At 61.4% G+C, this 20,576-nt stretch carries 23 protein-coding genes; 10 read left to right on the top strand and 13 right to left on the bottom strand.

Annotation, left to right across the window (positions count from 1 at the left end; all coding sequences use genetic code 11):
- Positions 1-2: 2 nt before the first annotated feature.
- From CSZ94_RS00090 to CSZ94_RS00100, 3 genes are all read right to left on the bottom strand, one after another.
- A complete protein-coding gene (locus tag CSZ94_RS00090) occupies positions 3-368 on the bottom strand; it encodes a response regulator transcription factor (RefSeq protein WP_102119618.1) in 366 nt (121 codons plus the stop codon).
- A gap of 35 nt (positions 369-403) precedes the next feature.
- Positions 404-826 (bottom strand): response regulator, encoded by a 423-nt coding sequence (locus CSZ94_RS00095; RefSeq protein WP_308410523.1) that lies wholly within the window; start codon positions 824-826, stop codon positions 404-406.
- 86 nt (positions 827-912) lie between these two features.
- Complete coding sequence (locus CSZ94_RS00100; RefSeq protein WP_010401308.1) at positions 913-1,065, bottom strand: rubredoxin; 153 nt, start codon at positions 1,063-1,065, stop codon at positions 913-915.
- A gap of 96 nt (positions 1,066-1,161) precedes the next feature.
- On the opposite strand from CSZ94_RS00100, the gene thiD reads away from it, so the two are divergent.
- Both thiD and hemL read left to right on the top strand, forming a co-directional pair.
- On the top strand, positions 1,162-2,019 hold the full coding sequence (gene thiD / locus CSZ94_RS00105) for a bifunctional hydroxymethylpyrimidine kinase/phosphomethylpyrimidine kinase (protein ID WP_102119619.1): 858 nt from the start codon (positions 1,162-1,164) through the stop codon (positions 2,017-2,019).
- 50 nt (positions 2,020-2,069) lie between these two features.
- Positions 2,070-3,359 carry a glutamate-1-semialdehyde 2,1-aminomutase gene (gene hemL, locus CSZ94_RS00110; RefSeq protein WP_102119620.1) on the top strand — a complete coding sequence of 430 codons (1,290 nt, stop codon included), beginning with the start codon at positions 2,070-2,072 and terminating at the stop codon, positions 3,357-3,359.
- A 125-nt stretch (positions 3,360-3,484) separates the two neighbouring features.
- Here the strand turns inward: hemL and CSZ94_RS00115 are convergent, their stop codons facing one another.
- The 9 genes from CSZ94_RS00115 to mpl all read right to left on the bottom strand — a co-directional run bounded on the left by CSZ94_RS00115 (position 3,485) and on the right by mpl (position 12,892).
- Complete coding sequence (locus CSZ94_RS00115; RefSeq protein ID WP_102119621.1) at positions 3,485-4,201, bottom strand: HAD family hydrolase; 717 nt, start codon at positions 4,199-4,201, stop codon at positions 3,485-3,487.
- A 285-nt stretch (positions 4,202-4,486) separates the two neighbouring features.
- Positions 4,487-5,452 carry a magnesium/cobalt transporter CorA gene (corA, locus tag CSZ94_RS00120; RefSeq protein ID WP_034746658.1) on the bottom strand — a complete coding sequence of 322 codons (966 nt, stop codon included), beginning with the start codon at positions 5,450-5,452 and terminating at the stop codon, positions 4,487-4,489.
- A 222-nt stretch (positions 5,453-5,674) separates the two neighbouring features.
- A complete protein-coding gene (mtgA, locus tag CSZ94_RS00125) occupies positions 5,675-6,421 on the bottom strand; it encodes a monofunctional biosynthetic peptidoglycan transglycosylase (protein WP_374703552.1) in 747 nt (248 codons plus the stop codon).
- The gene (aroE, locus tag CSZ94_RS00130; protein ID WP_102119623.1) at positions 6,403-7,245 is read right to left on the bottom strand and encodes a shikimate dehydrogenase; all 843 of its coding nucleotides are present in this window, start codon (positions 7,243-7,245) and stop codon (positions 6,403-6,405) included. Before aroE ends, mtgA begins: the two co-directional genes overlap by 19 nt.
- The gene (locus CSZ94_RS00135; RefSeq protein WP_102119624.1) at positions 7,242-8,099 is read right to left on the bottom strand and encodes a TonB family protein; all 858 of its coding nucleotides are present in this window, start codon (positions 8,097-8,099) and stop codon (positions 7,242-7,244) included. Before CSZ94_RS00135 ends, aroE begins: the two co-directional genes overlap by 4 nt.
- 134 nt (positions 8,100-8,233) lie before the next feature.
- Positions 8,234-10,321: a ribonuclease catalytic domain-containing protein gene (locus CSZ94_RS00140; RefSeq protein WP_102119625.1), complete on the bottom strand. Its 2,088-nt coding sequence runs from the start codon at positions 10,319-10,321 to the stop codon at positions 8,234-8,236.
- Positions 10,322-10,323: 2 nt separating this feature from the next.
- Entirely contained in the window at positions 10,324-10,938 is a 615-nt protein-coding gene (locus CSZ94_RS00145) for a chorismate--pyruvate lyase family protein (protein ID WP_102119626.1), read from the bottom strand.
- Positions 10,935-11,519 carry a YqiA/YcfP family alpha/beta fold hydrolase gene (locus CSZ94_RS00150; RefSeq protein WP_102119627.1) on the bottom strand — a complete coding sequence of 195 codons (585 nt, stop codon included), beginning with the start codon at positions 11,517-11,519 and terminating at the stop codon, positions 10,935-10,937. The genes CSZ94_RS00145 and CSZ94_RS00150 overlap by 4 nt, the downstream gene beginning before the upstream one ends.
- A complete protein-coding gene (mpl, locus tag CSZ94_RS00155) occupies positions 11,516-12,892 on the bottom strand; it encodes a UDP-N-acetylmuramate:L-alanyl-gamma-D-glutamyl-meso-diaminopimelate ligase (RefSeq protein ID WP_102119628.1) in 1,377 nt (458 codons plus the stop codon). Before mpl ends, CSZ94_RS00150 begins: the two co-directional genes overlap by 4 nt.
- 115 nt (positions 12,893-13,007) lie before the next feature.
- On the opposite strand from mpl, the gene CSZ94_RS00160 reads away from it, so the two are divergent.
- The 8 genes from CSZ94_RS00160 (at position 13,008) to CSZ94_RS00195 (ending at position 19,944) form a co-directional block, all read left to right on the top strand.
- Positions 13,008-13,646, top strand: a complete 639-nt coding sequence (locus tag CSZ94_RS00160; RefSeq protein ID WP_102119629.1) for a hypothetical protein — start codon at positions 13,008-13,010, stop codon at positions 13,644-13,646.
- Between the two features lie 19 nt (positions 13,647-13,665).
- On the top strand, positions 13,666-14,220 hold the full coding sequence (locus CSZ94_RS00165) for a TlpA family protein disulfide reductase (RefSeq protein ID WP_071075523.1): 555 nt from the start codon (positions 13,666-13,668) through the stop codon (positions 14,218-14,220).
- A gap of 82 nt (positions 14,221-14,302) precedes the next feature.
- The gene (gene aroQ / locus CSZ94_RS00170) at positions 14,303-14,740 is read left to right on the top strand and encodes a type II 3-dehydroquinate dehydratase (protein WP_101482773.1); all 438 of its coding nucleotides are present in this window, start codon (positions 14,303-14,305) and stop codon (positions 14,738-14,740) included.
- A 90-nt stretch (positions 14,741-14,830) separates the two neighbouring features.
- A complete protein-coding gene (accB, locus tag CSZ94_RS00175) occupies positions 14,831-15,289 on the top strand; it encodes an acetyl-CoA carboxylase biotin carboxyl carrier protein (protein WP_102119630.1) in 459 nt (152 codons plus the stop codon).
- A gap of 101 nt (positions 15,290-15,390) precedes the next feature.
- On the top strand, positions 15,391-16,806 hold the full coding sequence (gene accC / locus CSZ94_RS00180; protein ID WP_102119631.1) for an acetyl-CoA carboxylase biotin carboxylase subunit: 1,416 nt from the start codon (positions 15,391-15,393) through the stop codon (positions 16,804-16,806).
- Positions 16,803-17,747, top strand: a complete 945-nt coding sequence (prmA, locus tag CSZ94_RS00185; protein ID WP_102119632.1) for a 50S ribosomal protein L11 methyltransferase — start codon at positions 16,803-16,805, stop codon at positions 17,745-17,747. Before accC ends, prmA begins: the two co-directional genes overlap by 4 nt.
- 8 nt (positions 17,748-17,755) lie before the next feature.
- Entirely contained in the window at positions 17,756-18,991 is a 1,236-nt protein-coding gene (locus CSZ94_RS00190; protein WP_102119633.1) for a DUF3426 domain-containing protein, read from the top strand.
- An 11-nt stretch (positions 18,992-19,002) separates the two neighbouring features.
- Complete coding sequence (locus CSZ94_RS00195) at positions 19,003-19,944, top strand: carbohydrate kinase family protein (protein WP_102119634.1); 942 nt, start codon at positions 19,003-19,005, stop codon at positions 19,942-19,944.
- Between the two features lie 46 nt (positions 19,945-19,990).
- Here CSZ94_RS00195 and CSZ94_RS00200 read toward each other — a convergent pair whose 3' ends face one another.
- Complete coding sequence (locus CSZ94_RS00200; RefSeq protein ID WP_258000695.1) at positions 19,991-20,524, bottom strand: YggT family protein; 534 nt, start codon at positions 20,522-20,524, stop codon at positions 19,991-19,993.
- Between the last annotated feature and the right edge of the window lie 52 nt (positions 20,525-20,576).

Here is a 20,576-nt window from a genome sequence, read left to right on the forward strand (position 1 = left end):
TCTCAGGAAAGCGCAGCGATCTTGGCCAGCAGCTCGGCTTCGACCATCGGCTTGACCAGGTAATCGCGCGCACCCTGGCGCAAGCCCCAGATGCGGTCCGTTTCCTGGCTCTTGCAGGAGCAGATAATCACCGGCACGTCCTGCAGTTCGGGATCGCGCGCAATCGCCCGCGTGATCTGGAAGCCATTCGCACCAGGCATCACCACATCCATCAGTATCAGGTCGGGCTTGGACTGCTTCAGTTGCGCCAACGCGTCGGCACCGTCCTGCGCCGTGACGACGGCATAACCGGCACGCACCAGTATCTCGCTCAGGTAATAGCGTTCTGTCGGCGAGTCATCGACGATCAGAATTGTGTGTATGGCCATCTGCTTCCTTGCTGCGTTGTCTATCAATAAACCACTTACTCAAAATGCCTGGCCAGGTGCAGCCGCACGGCTTGCAGCAGTGCCTCGCGCACCAGCGGCTTGACCAGGCAGGCGCTGGCGCCTGCCATGGCGCCGCGCGCGCGGTCAAACAAGCCCTCTTTCGACGACAGCATCAGCACCGGCGTGGCATGAAAGGCCGCACTGGCCCTGATCAGCGCACACGTGCGGTAGCCGTCCAGGCGCGGCATGACAATGTCACACACGATCAGCGCCGGCTGGCAGTCGGCGATCTTGGCCAAGGCCTCGAAGCCGTTTTCCGCCACCACTACGCGATAACCTGCCTCGCGCAAGACCTTTTCCGCCGCGCTGCGGCTGGTGGCGCTGTCGTCGATGACGAGTATCGTGGCGCTGGCGTACATGGCATCGGACGGTGCCTCGGGCAGGAAGGGGCGCGTCATGTGATTATTCGACAATCTTTCATACCATAGCACAGGCCGCCGCGATACCAGCATGCAGGCAGCACCATCCCACGGATCTGGATCAATTAAAGCGCCACCATCTCGAAATCATCTTTGCGCGCACCGCATTCAGGACAGGTCCAGTTCATCGGCACATCGGCCCAACGCGTGCCGGGAGCGATGTCTTCGTCGGGCAGACCGGCCGCTTCATCATAAACCCAGCCGCAAATTAGACACATCCACGTTTGGAATTGCTGCGTTGTTTCGTTGCTACTCACGTTCTGCCACCCTTCAATCAAGTAAAATGCTGAATTAGGTATCTTAATCTACCCGCCGTGCAAAACCAAACTTCTCCCCTCATATTAAGCTTCGGCGTGTCCGATCCGGTCGGTGCGATCGGCATCCAGGCCGACCTGGCCACGTTTTCAGCCTTCGGCTGCCATGGCCTGTCGGTCACCACGGGCCTGTTGATCAGCGATACAGCGCGCGTGGAAGACGTGCAGCCAGTCGACCCGGACTGGGTTTCCGACCAGGCGCGCGTGCTGCTCGAAGACATGTCCGTCTCGGCCATCAAGATCGGCGCCCTGGGCAGCGTGGAAAACGTCACGGCCATCGCCGAAATCGTCTCCGACTATCCGAACGTGCCGCTGATCCTCGATCCCTTCATTTCGGCGCTGCCGGAACAGGGCATGGACGACGACGATATCCTCACGGCCGTGCGCCAGTTGCTGATCCCGCAAACGACCCTGCTGGTGCTTTCGCCGGTGGAGCTGGAGCGCCTGGCCGAAACCTGGCGCGACGCCGACCCGGACGACACCCTGCAAAACGATGTCGATTACCTGGTAGCCCTGGGCTGCGAATACGTGCTCGTCACCGGCATGCCGGCCGACGCCAGCAAGTCCGGCACGGCCGAAGGCAAATTGCGCGCCAATACTCTGTTCGGCGAGGACGGCGTGGTGCGCCACGACGAATGGCAGCACCTGCCGGGCATCTTCAACGGCGCCGGCAGCACCCTCTCGGCGGCGGCCACCGCCCTGCTGGCCCTGGCTGAAAACGAAGACGATGTGCCGCAGGTAGTCGTGGCGGCGCAGGAATTTACCACCGGCGCGCTGGCCCACGCGCAGCGCCACGGCATGGGCAAGCTGGTGCCGAACCGGCAATTCCAGCAGCAGCGCCAGCGCGGCGGCCAATAAGCACAGAACAGACGACACAGACAACGATCCACTTTCAAGGCACGATTATCATGACGACGACTTCACAGAACGACATCCTGTTTGCCCGCGCACAAAAAACCACGCCAGGCGGCGTCAACTCGCCCGTGCGCGCCTTCCGCTCCGTCGGTGGCACGCCGCGCTTCATCACGCGCGCCGAAGGCCCGTACTTCTGGGATGCGGACGGCAAGCGCTATATCGACTACATCGGTTCCTGGGGCCCGGCCATCGTCGGTCACGCCCACCCCGAAGTAGTCAAGGCGGTGCAGGATGCCGCCGCGCTGGGCCTGTCGTTCGGCGCGCCGACCGAAGGCGAAGTGCTGATGGCCGAGGAAATCACGCGCCTGGTGCCGTCGATCGAGCAGGTGCGCCTGGTATCGTCGGGCACGGAAGCGACCATGAGCGCCCTGCGCCTGGCGCGCGGCGCCACGGGACGCGACAAGATCGTCAAATTCGAAGGCTGCTACCACGGCCACGCCGATTCACTGCTGGTCAAGGCGGGCAGCGGCTTGCTCACCTTCGGCAACCCGACCTCGGCCGGCGTGCCGGAAGATTTTGTGAAGCACACCCTGGTGCTCGACTACAACAACGTCGAACAGCTGAAAGACGCCTTCGACAGCTTCGGCGCGGAGATCGCCTGCGTCATCGTCGAACCGGTGGCCGGCAACATGAATCTGGTGAAAGCCACGCCGCAATTCCTGCAGGCGATGCGCGAGCTGTGCACGCAGCACGGCGCCCTGCTCATTTTCGATGAAGTCATGTGCGGCTTGCGCGTGGCCCTGGGCGGCGCGCAGGCGCTGTACGGCATCCAGCCCGATCTCACCGCGTTGGGCAAGGTGATTGGCGGCGGCATGCCGGTGGCGGCCTTCGGCGGCAGCGCGGCGCTGATGCACCACATGGCACCGCTGGGCGCCGTCTACCAGGCGGGCACCCTGTCGGGCAACCCGGTCGCCGTGGCAGCCGGCATGGCCACCTTGAAACTGATCCAGCAGCCAGGCTTCTACGAGCAACTGGGCGCCACGGCCAAGCGCCTGGCCGAAGGCTTGACGGCCGCCGCACAAGAGGCGGGCGTGGTTTTCTGCGCCGACTACATCGGCGGCATGTTTGGCATTTATTTCAGCGCCACGCCGCCGACCAGCTACGCAGAAATGATGGCGGGCGACCGTAGCAAGTTCAACGCCTTCTTCCACGCCATGCTGGACGAAGGCGTGTACTTTGCGCCAGCCGCCTTCGAGGCGGGCTTCGTCTCGGCACAGCACGATGATGCCGTCATCGACGCCACCATCGCCGCTGCGCGCAAGGTATTCGCAAAACTCGCGTAAGGTACACACCTGACAAAACCTACTGCGCGTCGCGCTTTGCGGCCGGCGATGCTCACCGTACTAGAGTACGGTTGCGCTTCTCGGCCACAAATCACTGCCGCTCGCTACGGTTTTGTCAGGTGTCGTTACACTGTAGCGCTTTGTAGCACCGCAGCCACCAGCGCCGGCAAGCTGGCCATGTCGTTGAACACGAGATGCGCGCCGGCCGCCTTCAGGCGCGCTTCCTGGCCGGGGGCGATATGCCCGCCGCCGATGAAGCCCAGCACCGTCATGCCTGCCGCCACGGCGGCCGTCACGCCCGTGACGCTGTCTTCCAGCGCCAGGCATTGACCAGGCGGCACGCCAAAGGCGGCCGCCGCCGCCAGGTAGACGCCCGGATGCGGCTTGGCGTGGCCCACCAGGTCCGGCGTAAACACGCGTTGATCGAACAGGGGCGCCATGCCAGTGCGCTCGAGCGCCGACAGCACGCGTGCACTGACGCTGTTCGAGGCCACGGCCTTGGGCAGCGCAATGGCGGCCAGCGCCTGGGCCACGCCCGGCACGGCGCGCAATTGCGCATCGCAGGCCGCATCGACGGCGTTGCCGATGGCCATGATCTCGTCGGCCGGCAATTGCGGCAAGCCCAGTTCCTTGTAGATATCCTGCATCAGCGGCACCAGGCGCTGGCCCAGGCGCGGCTCGATCAAGCCTTGCAGGGTGACGCCCTGGGGCAAATTGGGCAGGCGCGGCGCCAGCAATTCCAGCAGCGCTTGCAGGGCCACGGCTTCGCTGTCGATCAGCACGCCATCGCAGTCGCTGATCAAATGGGTAAAGCGCGGTGGGATAGTGGCGGTATCAGGCATGGACTCTCCAGAAGGCAACGGTGACGGGAAATGCGGCGGCCAGCCGGCCAAGGCTGGCATCGCAACGATCATAGGTGGAACAGGCGGATGCTACCACGCAGAAAACGTATCAATAACGATACTTTTCTGCAAAAAGCAGATTACGGGGGAAAGAATCGGGCGCCAGGCAAGCGGCTACGCGCAAATACCAATGCAATACCACGCAATACCAATGATTATCGCCGATTTTTGAAATTGCTGCGCTCGCCTTGAAATCCGGGACGCGGGAGCGTCCCGGCGAGACGGTTATTTCAGCCAGCCCCGATGGCGGAAATACAGGAAGGGCGCGATGGCGCTGGTAATCATCAAGCCCCAGGCCCACGGATAGCCGAACGACCACTCCAGTTCCGGCATCAGCTTGAAGTTCATGCCGTACACGCTGGCGATCAGGGTCGGCGGCAGGAAGGCCACGCTGGCCACCGAGAAGATCTTGATGATCTTGTTCTGGTTGATGTTGATGAAACCGACGGTGGCATCCATCAGGAAGTTGATCTTGTCAAACAGGAACGAGGTATGGCCGTCGAGCGATTCGATGTCGCGCAAAATCTGCCGCGCTTCCTCGAACTGCTCGGAATTCAACAAGCGGCCGCGCATCAAAAAGCTCACGGCGCGGCGCGTATCCATCATGTTGCGGCGGATGCGGCCATTCAAATCTTCCTCGTGGGCAATCGCATTCAGCGCTTCGGCCGCGTGCGCATCGGTAAATTCCTTTTGCAGCACGCGCGTGCTGACTTCTTCCAGGTTCTGGTAGATGCCTTCGAGCACGTCCGCCGAATATTCGGCGTCGGTGGCGTACAGGTCGAGCAGCACGTCCATGTAGTCGGCGATCGAGCCTGGCCGCGAGCGGGCGCGCATGCGCACCAGGCGGAACACGGGCAGGTCGTCCGTATGCATGGAAAACAGGATCTTGCGGGCCAGAATGAAGGCTACCGTGATGACGCGCGAGGGACCGTCGTCTTCTTCACGCAAGAAGTCCGTGCGCAGATGCAAGTCGCCGTTTTCCGCTTCGTAATAGCGGGCCGACGCTTCAATATCCTTGACTTCATCTTCGCCCGGCAGGGTGACGTTGTAGATGGCCTTGACCCAGGCCCGTTCATCATCGGTGGGGTCGGTCAGGTCGACCCACACCGGTTCGGCATTTTCGAGGTCTGCGCGGCTGTCGATCGGCACCTGGTTGAGCCGGCCATTCTGTAATACAAAGACATTGATCATGCGCGCTCTCAGCCGGATGTTGGGTTATCGTGATGTGCTGGCGCTTGCGCCAAAAATGAAAACAGCGCAAGTGTACCCGCAAAGGCCTTTTCACGACCACCCCCCGGCACCGCTTTTTCACGGAAAAAGTGCGGCGTTGCGCCAACCGAGCCGATTAAGATGCTGCGCCGCAATAGTGCCAATCAAGCAGCTTTGATTTTATGCAAAGAAAGCCGGCTGCCATCAAGGCAGTTCCGCCGCTCCCATGCGGCGCAGGATGACACTAGTGCGCCGGTTCAGATAACCCGTATCGCGGTGACGGTCATAAAAGCGGGGGTTCGGCAGCATCACGGCCAGTTTCGCCGCCTGTCCGGCGCTCAGGCCGGCAGCGCTGACCTTGTAATAGTGGCGCGCAGCCGCTTCGGCGCCGAAGATGCCCGTGCCAAATTCCACCACATTCAAATAAATTTCGAAAATGCGCTGCTTTTCCATCAGGCTTTCCAGCATATACGTGATGATCAATTCTTGGCCCTTGCGCACATAGCTGCGCGAACCGGACAGGAACAGATTCTTCGCCAGTTGCTGCGTGATGGTGGAGCCGCCCGCCACAACCTTTTGTTTTTTGCTATTTTTCTCATATGCCTTTTGCAAGGCTTCCCAGTCCACCCCTTCATGCTCGGAAAAATTCGCATCTTCCGAGGCGATGATGGCCCGTTTCAAGTTGTTCGAGATGCGGTTGTATGGCACCCACGTCTGCTGGATGGTCGCATTGGGATGCTTGTCCTGCAAGACAGACAACTGTTCACGCATGAAGGCCGTGCTGGACGGGTTGTGGTCGACCCACCACCAGATTTGCAGGAAGAAATACAGTTGCACGACGATGAAGGCCATTACGGGCACGATGAACAGCCACTTGATCCAGCCGTAGCGCTTGCCGCTACCACCTTTGCGCGCGCCCTTCTTGCCGGCGCTCACAGGCTGCCCCGCAATTGCGCCAGCAAGTCCTGCGTCTGCGGCCGCACGCCGCGCCACACGTAAAATGCTTCGGCCGCCTGCTCCACCAGCATGCCCAGGCCATCGCGCACCTGCGCGCCATGCTGCGCGGCAAAGTCCATGAAGACGGTGGGCTGCGCGCCATACATCATGTCCAGCGCCAGAGTGTGGCTGCCGAAGATACTCGCTGGCACGGGCGGCAAGTCGCCCGCCAGGCTGGCCGAGGTGGCATTGATGACGATATCGAACTGGCCCTCGGGCTGCGTGTAGCCGCCGGCGCGCAGTTGATCGGGGTGAGCCAGCGCATTGGCAAACTGTGCCACCAGCGCCTCGGCCGTGGCCACGTTGCGGTTGGCAATGAAGACTTCCTGCGGCGCCTGTTCCAGCAAGGGCAGCACGACGCCGCGCGCCGCGCCGCCCGCGCCCAGCAGCAGGACGCGCTTGCCGGCAATGGCCACGCCTGCGTTGCGCATGATGTCCGCCACCAGGCCTGCGCCATCGGTATTGTCGCCAAGAATGGTCTCGCCATCGAAACGCAGGGTATTGACGGCGCCGGCCGCTTGCGCGCGCGGCGTCAGGACGGTGGCCAGCGCGCACGCGTCCAGCTTGAAGGGCAGGGTCACGTTCGCGCCCTTGCCGCCCTCGGCCGCAAACGTAAGGGCCGCCAGGGCAAAGCCATCCAGCGGCGCCAGCCGGCGTTCATAGGCCATGGCTAGGCCCGTCTGCAGGGCAAACGCGGCGTGTATCAGGGGGGACTTGCTGTGGGCGATGGGATTGCCAAATACGCAATATTGATCAGGCTTAATATTTTGCTTGTTCAATTGCTGCCGCCAGTCAGGTTAGCTTCCATTTTTTCTTCGCGGGTAAATTTGAAACGGGTGATGACGACCCACAGGTCATCTTTATCACTCGACAACATATTCGGTGGGAAACGGCCGAAAGGCGCCGCGCGGCGCACGATGGCCAGGGCGGCCGCGTCCAGTGCCGCGTTGCCCGAGCTTTTCTCCACGCGGGCACCGCCTTCCTTCTGGTAAATCGTGCCGTCCTGGAAGATGGGAATGTACACGACCAGTTCGCCATACATCTTGCGGCCATTCTTTTGCGGGAAATTCAGGGTGCCGATTTCCTCGATGCGCTTTTGCAAGGTCTTGTAATACATGGCATAGCCGACCTCCTGCGTGCTGGGCGTAATGAAAGTCTTGCGTGGACGCTTGTTCTGGTCTTCCACGGTCTGGCTGATCTCGGCCGCCATGCGCGCGATGGCCTTGCTGCTTTCCATCAAGTCCGAACCGGAGGCCAGGGGATTGGGCTTGTCCTTTTCCGTGACGGGCGCGGCGCTATAGGGCGTCGGCTTGGCCGCCTGTGTCAGCAATTCCTGCTGTTTTTGTTCCAGTTCGGCAATGCGCCGGGCGCTGGCCTTGACGCTGTCGCCCTCTTCCACCTTGCGCATGTCGGGCAAGGGCGACTTGGCGCGGCCCTTGTCGGCTAGTCCACCGCCATCGAGGTTGGCTTGCGCCAGGGCGTCGGCCTTCAGCGGTTTGTTCGCATGTTTGGCGTTGACCAGGATCACTTCCAGGCCAGGGTCCGTAGCGACGGCCCTTTGCGGGGCCGGGGCGACAAAATGCAGCGCCAGCAAGGCGCCGTGCGCCAGCAGCGATACCGCCACGGCAATCATGAGGAAACGATACTCTCGGAAAGACTTCACGCGCAACCCAGTTCGCAACAAGCACAAGATACAAGATGGCTGAATTCTACGTCAAAGGGCGGTGCCGGCAACAGTTTTCGGCACCGCCTTGTGGCTTGGAGGCCTTACTTGACCTCGGGCTCGCTGACCACGTCTTCGCTGGCCAGTTCCGCCACTTCCGCATCGGCGTCGCTGACCTGATTTGCCGCTTCCGGCGATGCTTCCGGCGCCACGTCGCCTTCGTCGCCACCGGCATCGCCCGCATCTTCCTCGTAATCGAGTTCGGCATCGGACGCCGCATCCGGCACGGCGGCGATTTCCAGCAGGCGCGCTTCGATGCTCAGGTCGACTTCATCCCAGCGCAGCAAGTCCAGTTTCACCTGGGCGCCGCGCGCCACCGCTGGCATGCCCGGCAGCTTGATGACCAGCGGAATGTCGACCAGGCGCAGGATTTCATCTTTCAACACGACGGCATCGACCTGGCGCGCGTTTTCCTGGTGCAGCCAGCGCAAACACCAGTAGCGTTCCATGTTCGACTGGAAATCGCCATATGCGGCATACGCGGCGTCAAACGCCGAGACGATGGCGAACAAGTTTGCATCACGGGGCTTGAACGGGGCCACCAGCGGCGCCGTCACGCCATGCTCGGCGCAAGCGATGATTTGCCACTGGTTCACCAGATCCGTATAGCGGCGCAAGGGCGAAGTGCTCCACGCGTATTGGTCCACGCCCAGACCCTGGTGCGGCGCCGCATGGGTGACCATACGCACCTGCATCTTTGCCGCCCAGCTATTGCCACTGCCGCCGCCCTGGCTACGGTAGATGCCGGGCACGCCATGGTCGTGCAGCATCTTGCCCCACGTGCTGTTGGCAAAGATCATCAGTTCAGCGACGATCTTGTCCAGCGGCGCGCCACGCTTGCGGCGCGCCACGGTGACGATGTCGTTTTCTACATAAAAGTTGAAATCGACGCGGTTATTCTGTTCCGGCTTCAGGCCGAACGCTTCGCGCTTCTTCATGCGGCCTTGCTCCAGCTGCTGCGCCCATTGCCACAGCACGGCAAAATCAGCCTTGTGCGGATACTCGCCTTCGCCACTGGCCAGCGTTTCCTCGTTGACCAGGTCATCGAGCTGGTTGTGGCGCAAATTGCTGGCAATCGGCACCAGTTCGGCGCGCGTCTGCGTGCTGACCACGGCCCAGTCGGCTTTCGGGTCCAGCGTGGCGTACAGCGACAGGGCCGGGCACGTCGTGCCTTCCGCGAGCGTGAAAGCATTCACGATTTCATCCGGCAGCATGGTGATCTTGTCGCCCGGCATGTAGACGGTCGACATGCGCTGGCGCGCCATCTTGTCGATCACGTCTTCCGGGCGGATGCCCAGGCCCGGCGCGGCGATGTGGATACCCACTTTCACGGTGCCATCGGCCAGCGGCTGCACGGAGAAGGCATCGTCGATCTCGGTGGTGGTCACGTCGTCGATCGAGAAGGCGGCCACGTCGGCCAGCGGCAGCTTGGCCGTCACGCTCGGCACGGGCACGCTCGGAAAACCTGCACCCTTGGGGAAATTTTCGTAGAGAAATTTCGACAGGTGCAAGTCTTTCGGCGACGCAATGCCACCCACGGCCAGCATCAAACGCGGCGGCGTCGTGTGCAATTCCGTGCACGCCGCTTCCAGCGCCTTGTATTCGATGGTGTTCTTGTCCGGCTTGAACAGCAGTTGCAGCACCATGGGCTGCATCGAGGCGGGCAAGCGGTTCTGTTTCAGCTCTTCCACATAGCTTGCCTGCACCAGCGCCTGCTGCTTTTTCTTTTCGATGCCGGCCAATGCCGCCTTCAGCGACGCTTCCGGCGCCGCCTTGTAGCGGCCACGACCCTTCTTGTAGAAATACACGGGCGCCGAATGCAAGGCCAGGATCAGGCCAGCGGCTTCCGGCGGCAACGGGGCGTGGCCGAAGTACTCGGTGCCCAGCTCGGCAAAGCCGAACTCGTCTTCGCCCGCTACTTCCCACAGGAAATCGAGGTCAATCTCGGCAGCAACAGCCTTGGCGTGCTCAAGCAGCTCGGCCGGGGCTGGCTTTTCATACTGCAGCAGCACATCCTTGATCTTCACCTTGGTGCGCTTGCCGCTGGCCATTTCCACTTGGTACGCTTCACCCGCTTGCGACAGGACCGTGCCGACCTTGAAATCGCCGGATTCTTCAAAAAATAGATTCATTGTTATGCTTTGTTTATTAATGTGTCGGTTGCAACGGTGCGAGTGAGGGATATCAACTCGAGCACCGCCGGCAAAAATACTTCGGTTACCAGCAGCAATCCCTGGTGACGCTGATACAGGCAGCGGCGGGCAAAAAACAAGGCCTGTTCGTCGACGCGCTGCCCTTCCCGTGCCAGCGCCGCCTGCGCCCGCTGCACCAGCGGGTGGCCGGCGCGCAAGCGGGCAAATTCCAGTGTACCGCGCCGCACCATGCGGTCACCGAACAGGGTCGTGCCCAGCGAACGCTCGCCCAGCGCGGAAAACAAGGGCCAGTCCGTGGCCGTCGCCTGCATGGGTACGACGGTATGGCCAAACACGGCCGGTTTGTTATCACAACGCAACAGCACTTCGCGTTCCCATACCCGACCCGCGCGGTGCAAGCCGATGCTGGCCGCCTCGTCGCTCAGGCAACGCGCCGTTTCCTGGTGCAAACATTGCACGCGGAACGCGCCACTGTGCGCTTGCAGCTTGGCCGTCAGCGACCCGCCGCCCGTGAGCCAGTGGCGCAGGGCCGTTGGCGCATTGATGGCGTTGACGTGCGCATGCCATTGCGCCTGGCGCAGCGAACCCGGCCTCACCGGGCGGCGTCCGCAGGGATGCCGCAAAATGCCAGCACGGGCGCCAGGTATGCAGCAAATTCGCTGATGCCATGGTCGCTGCCGTCGATGACGCACTGCTGCGCCCCCTGATAATGCGCCAGCATGTCGCGGTAGTCGAGCACTTCATCGCCGCTGGCGGCGATCAGGAAATAACGTTGCGGCTCAGTAATTTTCCCTACAGCAAAGGTTCCCAGCTCGGCTATGTATTCGCGCTTGAACTCAAATGGCTGGTCCGAATGAAACTCTGTCGTCACGCCCACATGCTGCTCCAAGTCGACCAGGGGCACGACGGCGGGATTGAGCAGCACGGCGCGGCAACCGAGCTGCTCGGCCAGCCAGGTGGCGTAATAGCCGCCCAGCGAGGAGCCGATGATGGTCAGGTCGGCGGGCGCCACATCTGTGACCAGCGACAGGGCCAGTGCGATGGCCAGCTTGGGCGAGGCCGGCAATTGCGGGCACAACCACTCTGCTTCGCGGTCCAGCGCCTGCATCTGCGCGGCCAGCAGGCGCGACTTCATCGACTGGGGCGACGAGCGGAATCCATGCAGGTACAGAATCATCGGCCCAGCGCCTCCAGCAATTTCTGGTGCACGCCGCCAAAGCCGCCGTTGCTCATGACGACGATCTGGTCGCCGGGACGCGCGGCAGCGGCCACGGCGGTCACCAAGGTATCGATGTCTTCATAGGCGCTGGCAATCTTGCCCAGCGGCGCCAGCGCGTCACCCAGGCTCCAGCCCAGCGCGGCATGGCTGCCGAAACCGAAGACCAGGTCGGCATCCTTCAGGCTGCCCGGCAGCGCATCTTTCATGGCACCCAGCTTCATGGTGTTCGAACGCGGTTCCAGCACGGCCAGGATGCGGGCGCTGCTGCCTATTTTCTGGCGCAGGCCGCCCACGGTGGTGGCAATGGCCGTCGGGTGATGCGCGAAATCGTCGTACACGGTAATGTCGTTGACCACGCCACGCACTTCCATGCGGCGCTTGACGCTGTCAAACGTGGCCAGCGCGGCGCACGCCTGGGCAATCGGTACGCCCACGTGGCGCGCGGCGGCGATGGCCGCCAGCGCATTGCTGCGGTTGTGCTTGCCTGTGAGTGCCCACGTCACATGGCCTTCCTGCTGGCCATTGAAATACACGTCGAAACTGCCATCGGCCTGCTCTTGCAGTTGCCAGTTGGCATCCTGGCCAAAACTTTCCTTTTCACTCCAGCATCCGCGCGCCAGCACGCGCTGCAGCGACGCTTCGTCGCCATTGAACACCAGGCGGCCGATGCCGGGCACGGTGCGCACCAGATGGTGAAATTGCGTCTCGATCGCGTGCAGATCAGGGAAGATGTCGGCGTGATCATATTCCAGGTTATTCATGATGGCCGTCTTTGCGTGGTAATGCACGAACTTGCTGCGTTTGTCGAAGAAGGCCGTGTCGTATTCATCGGCTTCGATGACGAAGAAGTCCGAATCGGCGCTCTTGCCGTCGATCTTGCCGCTGAGGCGGGCGGAAATGCCAAAGTTCATCGGCACGCCGCCGATCAGGAAGCCCGGCGCATAGCCCGCGTCTTCGAGTATCCAGGCCAGCATGGCCGACGTGGTCGTTTTGCCATGCGTGCCGGCCACGGCCAGTACCCACCGATTGCGCAAGATATGTTCACCGATCCACTGCGGGCCGGAGACGTACGGCAGGCTGCGGTTGAGAATTTCTTCCACCAGCGGATTGCCGCGCGAGACCACATTGCCAATCACATACAAATCCGGGTTCAGCTGGGTTTGTTCGGGATCAAAACCCTGGATCAGTTCGATTCCCTGCGATTCCAGCTGGGTGCTCATCGGCGGATAGACGTTGGCATCGCAACCGGTGACTTTATGGCCGGCTTCCTTGGCCAGCACGGCCAGGCCGCCCATGAAGGTACCGCAAATGCCGAGAATATGAATATGCATGTGATCAGTGCGAAAGGTGCACGCTTAAGTAAGTAAGACGGTGAGATAAAAAAGAGCAAGTGTGGGATTTTACCTGACGCCATGACTTTTTCCGCTTCGGAGTATCATCTCGCTCATGACGAACGATGCATTTGACGATAGCGCGCAGTGGCGCCTGGAAATCGCCGCCGCTGCCGCGCGCCTGGTGGCGCAGGATGGCGCCGACTATGGCAGCGCCAAGCGCAAGGCGGCGCGGCAGGTGCTGGGCGACGCGCCGCAGCGGCCCAACATACTGCCTGACAACGACATGATCGAAGAGCAGGTGCGGCAATACCATGCCCTGTTCCTGGCCGACAGCCAGCCGGCGCGATTGTTCCAGCTGCGCACGATCGCGCTGCAGGTCATGCAAGCGTTGCAACAATTTCATCCCCTGCTCAGCGGCCCCGTGCTGAACGGCACGGCCGGCCCCCACGACGAAATCTATTTGCAGCTGTTTGCCGAGAGCGCCAAGGAAATCCACATCTTCCTGCTGAATAAAAATGTCGTGCTCGACATGTCGGAAAGCCCGCATTTCAAGGGAGCGCGTTATGATGCGGTCGAGACGGCCAGTTTTTTATGGAAAAACGAAGGCGTGCACGCAGCCCTGTATGAGCTCGACGATATGCGCGGCGCACTGAAAACCAAGGCGGACGGCAAAGTGCTGCGCACCGACATCGCCGGGCTGCGCAGCCTGCTGGCCGCCAGCCTCGCCGATGGCGTGCCGGCTGCTGACTAACATTGATATAGATAAAGTTATGACAAAAAAGAATTGGATCGGCTGCGCCATCGTGGCGCTGATGTTCGGCGGCATGGGCGCCTACGTGGGCTTGAGCAAGGAAAAGGCGAAAGCAGCGGGACCGCTGACGACCACCATCGCGCCAGGCGCGACGGGCCCCGTCAACGAACTGTATGCGCTGTCCCTGCCGGACGCGGCGGGCGCAACGCAAGCCTTGTCGCAATGGAAAGGCAAGAATTTGCTGGTGAATTTCTGGGCGCCGTGGTGCCCGCCTTGCGTGGAGGAAATGCCGGAGTTATCCGAAGTGCAAGGTCATTATGCGGCGAAAAATCTGCAAGTCATCGGCATCGGCATCGATTCGGCCAGCAATATTGCCACTTTTGCCAGCAAGGTCAAGATCGCCTATCCCGTGTATGTGTCCGGTCTGAGCGGCACCGACCTGTCGCGTCATTTTGGCAATGCCACGGGCGGTTTGCCCTTTACGGTGCTGATCGGCGCCGATGGCGAAGTCAAAAAGACCTATCTGGGCCGCTTGAAATTTGATCAGTTGCGCGCCGATCTGGATAAATTGTAAATTCGGAGCGTGCTTTTTTCTCTTGCCAATGCGTATCTTTGGCGGCAAAATGCGGAACTTTCGCTAAAACGGTCTTCCATACATGGCAAAAAACCTCCTTCTGCTCAACGGTCCCAACCTGAATTTGCTGGGAACGCGCGAGCCTGAGGTCTACGGCGCCAGCACCTTGGCCGATATCGAGCAGGCAGCAATGGCGCAAGCCATGGCGGCCGGTGCCGACCTGGTTTGCTTTCAAAGTAACCATGAAGGCGCGCTGATCGACCGCATCCATGCCGCGCGAGCGGAAGGGATCGATGCCATCGTCATCAATCCGGGCGGCCTGACCCATACCAGCGTTGCCTTGCGCGATGCGCTGGCCGGGGTCGCCATCCCGTTCGTGGAAGTCCATATCTCGAATATTTATCAACGCGAAACGTTTCGACATCACTCATTTCTCAGCGCGATCGCGCAGGGGACGATCTGCGGGCTAGGTATCGATGGATATCGGCTTGCCATCGACTTTGCGCTTAAAAAACGTTAATCTACGCGATCTGCATGCATTTAGCGCGGCGATAGGTTCTGGACATCACCGCATCACTCATAAAACAAACTACATTCCTAGGGGTTTTACATGGATCTACGAAAACTCAAGACCTTGATCGACCTGGTCGCCGAATCGGACATCGCAGAGCTGGAAGTTACCGAAGGCGAAAGCAAGGTTCGCATCGTCAAATCGTCGGCCATGCCGCAAAACCAGATGGTCATGATGCAGCCGCAAGGCATGCAAGCCCACTACCAGCCAGCCGCGCCTGCCGCACCTGCGCCAGCGGCCGCAGTCGTCGTCGCCGAGCCAACGGGCTATGTGGTCAAGTCGCCCATGGTGGGCACTTTCTACCGCTCCTCCGCTCCTGGCACCGCCGCGTACGTTGAAGTGGGCTCCACCGTCAAGGAAGGTGATACGCTGTGCATCATCGAAGCGATGAAGCTCCTGAATGAAATCGACTCCGATAAAGCCGGTGTTGTGACCCAGATCCTGGTCGAAAACGGCCAACCGGTCGAATTCGGTCAACCCTTGTTTGTGATCGGCTAAAACCCAGTCAACACGGCCGGCGACGGCCGTTTGCAGTTTTAACCCCTCACACTTGTTGTTTCGCCGGCTCGCCGGCTCTCACAGACATACGCGAACCTACCATGTTTGAAAAAATCCTGATTGCCAACCGTGGTGAAATTGCCCTCCGTATTCAGCGCGCCTGCCGCGAAATGGGCATTAAAACGGTTGTAGTCCACTCCGAAGCCGACAAGGACGCCAAATACGTCAAGCTGGCCGATGAATCCGTTTGTATCGGACCGGCACAGTCGTCCCTGAGCTACCTGAACATGCCCGCCATCATCAGCGCCGCTGAAGTGACGGATGCGCAAGCGATTCACCCTGGCTATGGTTTCCTGTCGGAAAACGCCGACTTCGCCGAACGCGTCGAGAAATCGGGCTTCGTCTTCATCGGCCCCCGCTCCGAATCGATCCGTTTGATGGGCGACAAAGTGTCGGCCAAGCAAACCATGATCAAGGCTGGCGTGCCTTGCGTGCCCGGCTCGGAAGGCGCATTGCCGGACGATCCGAAAGCGATCGTGCAAATCGCCCGCAAGGTCGGCTATCCGGTCATCATCAAGGCCGCTGGCGGTGGTGGCGGACGCGGCATGCGCGTGGTGCACACGGAAGCTGCGCTGATCAACGCCGTGTCGATGACCAAGACGGAAGCCGGCACCGCCTTCGGCAACCCTGAAGTGTATATGGAGAAGTACCTGGAAAATCCGCGCCACGTGGAAATCCAGATCCTTGCCGACGAACACAAGAACGCCGTCTGGCTGGGCGAGCGCGACTGCTCCATGCAGCGCCGCCACCAGAAAGTCATCGAAGAAGCGCCGGCGCCGGGCATCCCGCGCAAGCTGATCGAGAAAATTGGCGACCGTTGCGCCGAAGCCTGCCGCAAGATCGGCTACCGCGGCGCCGGCACGTTTGAATTCCTGTACGAAAACGGCGAGTTCTATTTCATTGAAATGAATACCCGCGTGCAAGTCGAGCATCCCGTCACCGAGATGATCACCGGCATCGACATCGTGCAAGAACAGATTCGCATCGCCGCCGGCGAAAAACTGCGTTTCCGCCAGCGCGACGTCTTGCTGTCGGGCCACGCCATCGAGTGCCGCATCAATGCCGAAGATCCATTCAAGTTCACGCCATCGCCAGGCAAGATCGTGTCGTGGCATGCACCGGGCGGCCCTGGCATCCGCGTCGACTCGCACGCCTACGCCGGCTATTACGTACCGCCGCACTACGACTCGATGATCGGCAAAGTGATCGCTTACGGCGCCACGCGCGAGCAAGCGATCCGCCGCATGCAGATCGCCCTGTCCGAAATGGTGGTCGAAGGCATCAACACGAATATCGCCCTGCACCGCGAACTGATGATCGACGCGCGCTTCATCGAAGGCGGCACCAACATTCACTATCTGGAACAGAAACTGGCCGACATGCCGGACCTGGGCAAGAACCTGAATAGCGGCAGCCCCAGCATCGCCAAGAAATCCGAAATCAAGGCGGGCGCATGAGCTGGACGGAAATCGTCATCGAAATCGCCCGTGACAACGCCGAGGCCATGTCCGACGCGTTGATGGAAGCGGGCGCCCTGTCGGTCTCGGTGGAAGACGCCGATGAAGGCACGGATGCCGAGCAGCCCTTGTTTGGCGAGCCCGGCATGGAACCGCAGGAAGCGGCGTGGGAACGCAGCCGCGTGGTGGCGCTGACCGACGTCGACGCCGACCAGGCCGCCATCGTGGCCGCAGCAGCCGCAGCTGTCGGCATGGTAACGGTACCGACATTTACCATGCGCCCCGTGGAAGAGCAGGATTGGGTGCGCCTGACCCAGTCGCAATTCGCGCCGATTCACATCGGCAAGAATATCTGGGTCGTGCCCAGCTGGCACGAGGCACCGGATCCTGCTGGCCTGATCCTGGAACTGGACCCGGGCCTGGCCTTCGGCACGGGCAGCCATCCGACCACGCGCCTGTGCATGGAGTGGCTGGAAGCTAATCCCGCCCCTGGCAAGAGCGTGCTCGACTACGGTTGCGGTTCCGGCATCCTGGCCATGGTGGCCAAGAAGCTCGGCGCGCAAACAGTGGCCGGCGTCGATATCGACCCGCAAGCCATCGAATCGGCTGGCGACAATGCCGAACGCAACCAGTGCGAGATCGAATATTTCTTGCCAGACACGTTTGCCACTTCGGCACACGCCACGGCAAAATTTGACATCGTCGTCGCCAACATCCTGTCGAGCCCATTGAAGCTGATGGCGCCGATGCTGTCGGGTCGCGTCGCCGACGGCGGCGCCCTGGTCCTGTCCGGCGTGCTGGCACGCCAGGCGGAGGAAGTGGCCGCCGCCTACGCACCGTTCATCCAATTGGGTGTCTGGGCCGAGCAAGAGGGCTGGGTCGCCCTGCATGGCCGCCTGGGCGCCACGCAAGCACCTGCGCCACGCGCGGAAGGTGCATAAGCACAGCAATGGCCCTCGCCACCAAATGCCCCCATTGCAACACGATATTTCGGGTCGCTGCTGACCAGTTGAAGTTACGTGGGGGCATCGTACGCTGTGGCACGTGCAGGGAAGTGTTTGACGGCAATGCCGCACTGGTCGATCCAGCTGCGGCATCGCCGTTGTTAACGTCCGGCCCCGGCGCTGCCGCTGCATTGTCGACCACTTATCCGGCCGACAACACCACAGACGACGAACCGATCTATTCTCTGGACTTCGACACCTCATTCGACCCGTTCGGCATCTTGCCGGCAACAGCGCAGCTCAAGGAAGACGACAGCGAACACATCGAACTGGACCTCGACGTCAACCTGCCCCACGAGGCGCTGGCTGACGCGCCTGTCGCCGCCCCTGTCATGGCACCGGCCGAGCCGCCCGAAGCGCCGCTGCCCCAGCCCATGGCGCCCTTCAAGCGCCGCCAGGTGGATGAGGCACCCGCCTTCGCCACGTATTTGCGCGACAGCCGCCGCGAACCGAACCTGGAAACGGTGGTCGCCCCAGTAGCTCCAGCATTGCCTGCCACCGACAAAGTCAGCCTTCACAAGCCCGTGCGCGTCGCGCCTGCACCCACGCGCCTGGAACCGACCTTGGCCGACCACTCATTTGACCCCATGCCCGCCACTGTTGTGCCCGAGCCAGCGATTGAGACCGAGGCCGAGGAAACGGCAATGGCGCCGGCCGACGACGAACCGGCCTTTGTGACCCAGGGCCGGCGCCGCGAACAGAGCGGCAAGGCCCTGCGCGTGGCCATGGCCATCGGCTCGGCGGTGCTGCTGCTCCTGTTATTACTGCAAGTGATGACCACCTTCCGCAATCCGCTGGCGGCGCAGTTTCCGCAGTGGAAGCCGACCCTGGTCGCGCTGTGCAAGATCAGTGGCTGCCAGGTCGACTTGCCGGCACAAATCGAGGCGCTAGCCATCGAGCAGGGGGAATTGCAAACCCTCAAGGAACAGACCTTTTCCTACGTCTCGCTGCTGCGCAACCAGAGTCGCAGCGTGCAAGCCTGGCCCAGCATTGAACTGATACTCAACGACGCCAACGACAAACCGCTCCTGCGCCGCGTAATCGCGCCGCGCGACTACCTGCCGGTCACGATCGACGTGAGCAAGGGGTTTGCGCCGCGCTCGGAACAAACCATCAAACTGTACTTTGCATTAGACCAGCTCACGGCGTCTGGCTATCATATCGCCATCTTTTACCCCTAACCGACACTATCATGACCAAAACATCGCTGATCTGCGGCTCGCTTGCCACCGACACCATCATGCAATTCCCCGGCCGCTTCGGCGAATCCCTGCTGGCCGACCAGTTGCACAAGGTGAATGTATCCTTCCTCGTGCCCACCATGCGCACGGAGTTCGGCGGCTGCTCGGGCAACATCGCCTACAGCCTGAAAATGCTGGGCGGCGACCCGCGCATCGTCGGCGTCATGGGGCAGGACAGCGCCGCCTACCTGGAGCGCCTGCAAAAGCTGGGCATTTCCACCGCCAACATCCTGATCAAGGCCGACAGTTACAACGCACAGTGCTTCGTCACGGCTGATGCGGACAATAACCAGATCAATGCCTTCCACCCGGGCGCCATGTCGTTTGCACATGAAAACCCGATCGCCAATGCGGGGCCGGCCAAGGTCGCCATTATTTCGCCGGACGGCGACCAAGGCATGCTCAAGCACGCCGCCGACCTGACCGAACTGGGCATTCCCTTCATGTTTGACCCAGGTCAACAGCTGCCACGTTTCAATGGCGACCAGTTGATCGACTTCATCAACAAAGCCACGTATGTGTCGGCCAACGACTATGAAATGGAAATGTTGATGGAACGCACGGGCTTGAGCCTGCCGGACATCGCCAGCCGCCTGGAAGCGCTGATCGTCACGCACGGCGAGAAAGGTTCGGAAATTTATACGGACGGCAAGCGCATCGACATCCCTGTCGTAGCTGCCAAGGAAGTGCTGGACCCGACCGGTTGCGGCGACGCCTACCGTGCTGGCTTGCTGTTCGGCATCACCAACGACCTGGGCTGGGAAACCAGCGGCCGCCTGGCCAGCCTGCTGGGTGCCATCAAGATCGCCACCCAGGGTGCGCAAAACCATTTATTTACGCCGGCCAGCATCGCCGACCAGTTTGAAGCGGCGTTCGGCTACCGCTACGAATAGCTAGTCCGGTCGGCTTGCGCACCAGCGCCAGGCCGACCTCCCCGCTTTACCTCAGCACGATAATCATCCCCACCAGCACTTGCGCGATCTGTAACAGGATCAGCGCCACCAGCAGCGACAGGTCCAGGCTGCCGACCAGCGGCACGACCTTGCGGATAGGACGCAGCAGCGGCTCGTTCAGGGCGCGTACAAACGGCGCCAGCGGCGCATGCGGGTTGACCCAGCTAAAGATCGCTTCGATGATCAGCAAGGCCATGAAACCGTAGAGTATCCATTGCAGGAAGCGTTGCAGCGACTTGAGCAGCACCACTTCGACGGGAGCGCCGGAAATAAACAGGACCGCGCTGGCCAGCAGCACGATCAGGAAGGCGCCGATCAGACTGGCCCAGTCATACCCGCCCACGCCCGGCACCACGCGGCGCAGAGGGCGCACCAGCCAGTCGGACAATTGAAACGTGAATTGCGCCACCGACGAGGGAGGCCGCACGCGTACCGCCTGCATCCAGAAGCGCAGCAGCAGCACGCCGCCCAGCAAGGTGGCAATGGTATCAACGACCAATGTAAGGATAACGATCAGCACGACTAATTCTCCAAAAAAAAACCGCTGTGTGATTGAGTCACACAGCGGCGTG

The organism is Janthinobacterium sp. ROICE36 (assembly GCF_002869965.1).
GTDB lineage: Bacteria > Pseudomonadota > Gammaproteobacteria > Burkholderiales > Burkholderiaceae_D > Janthinobacterium.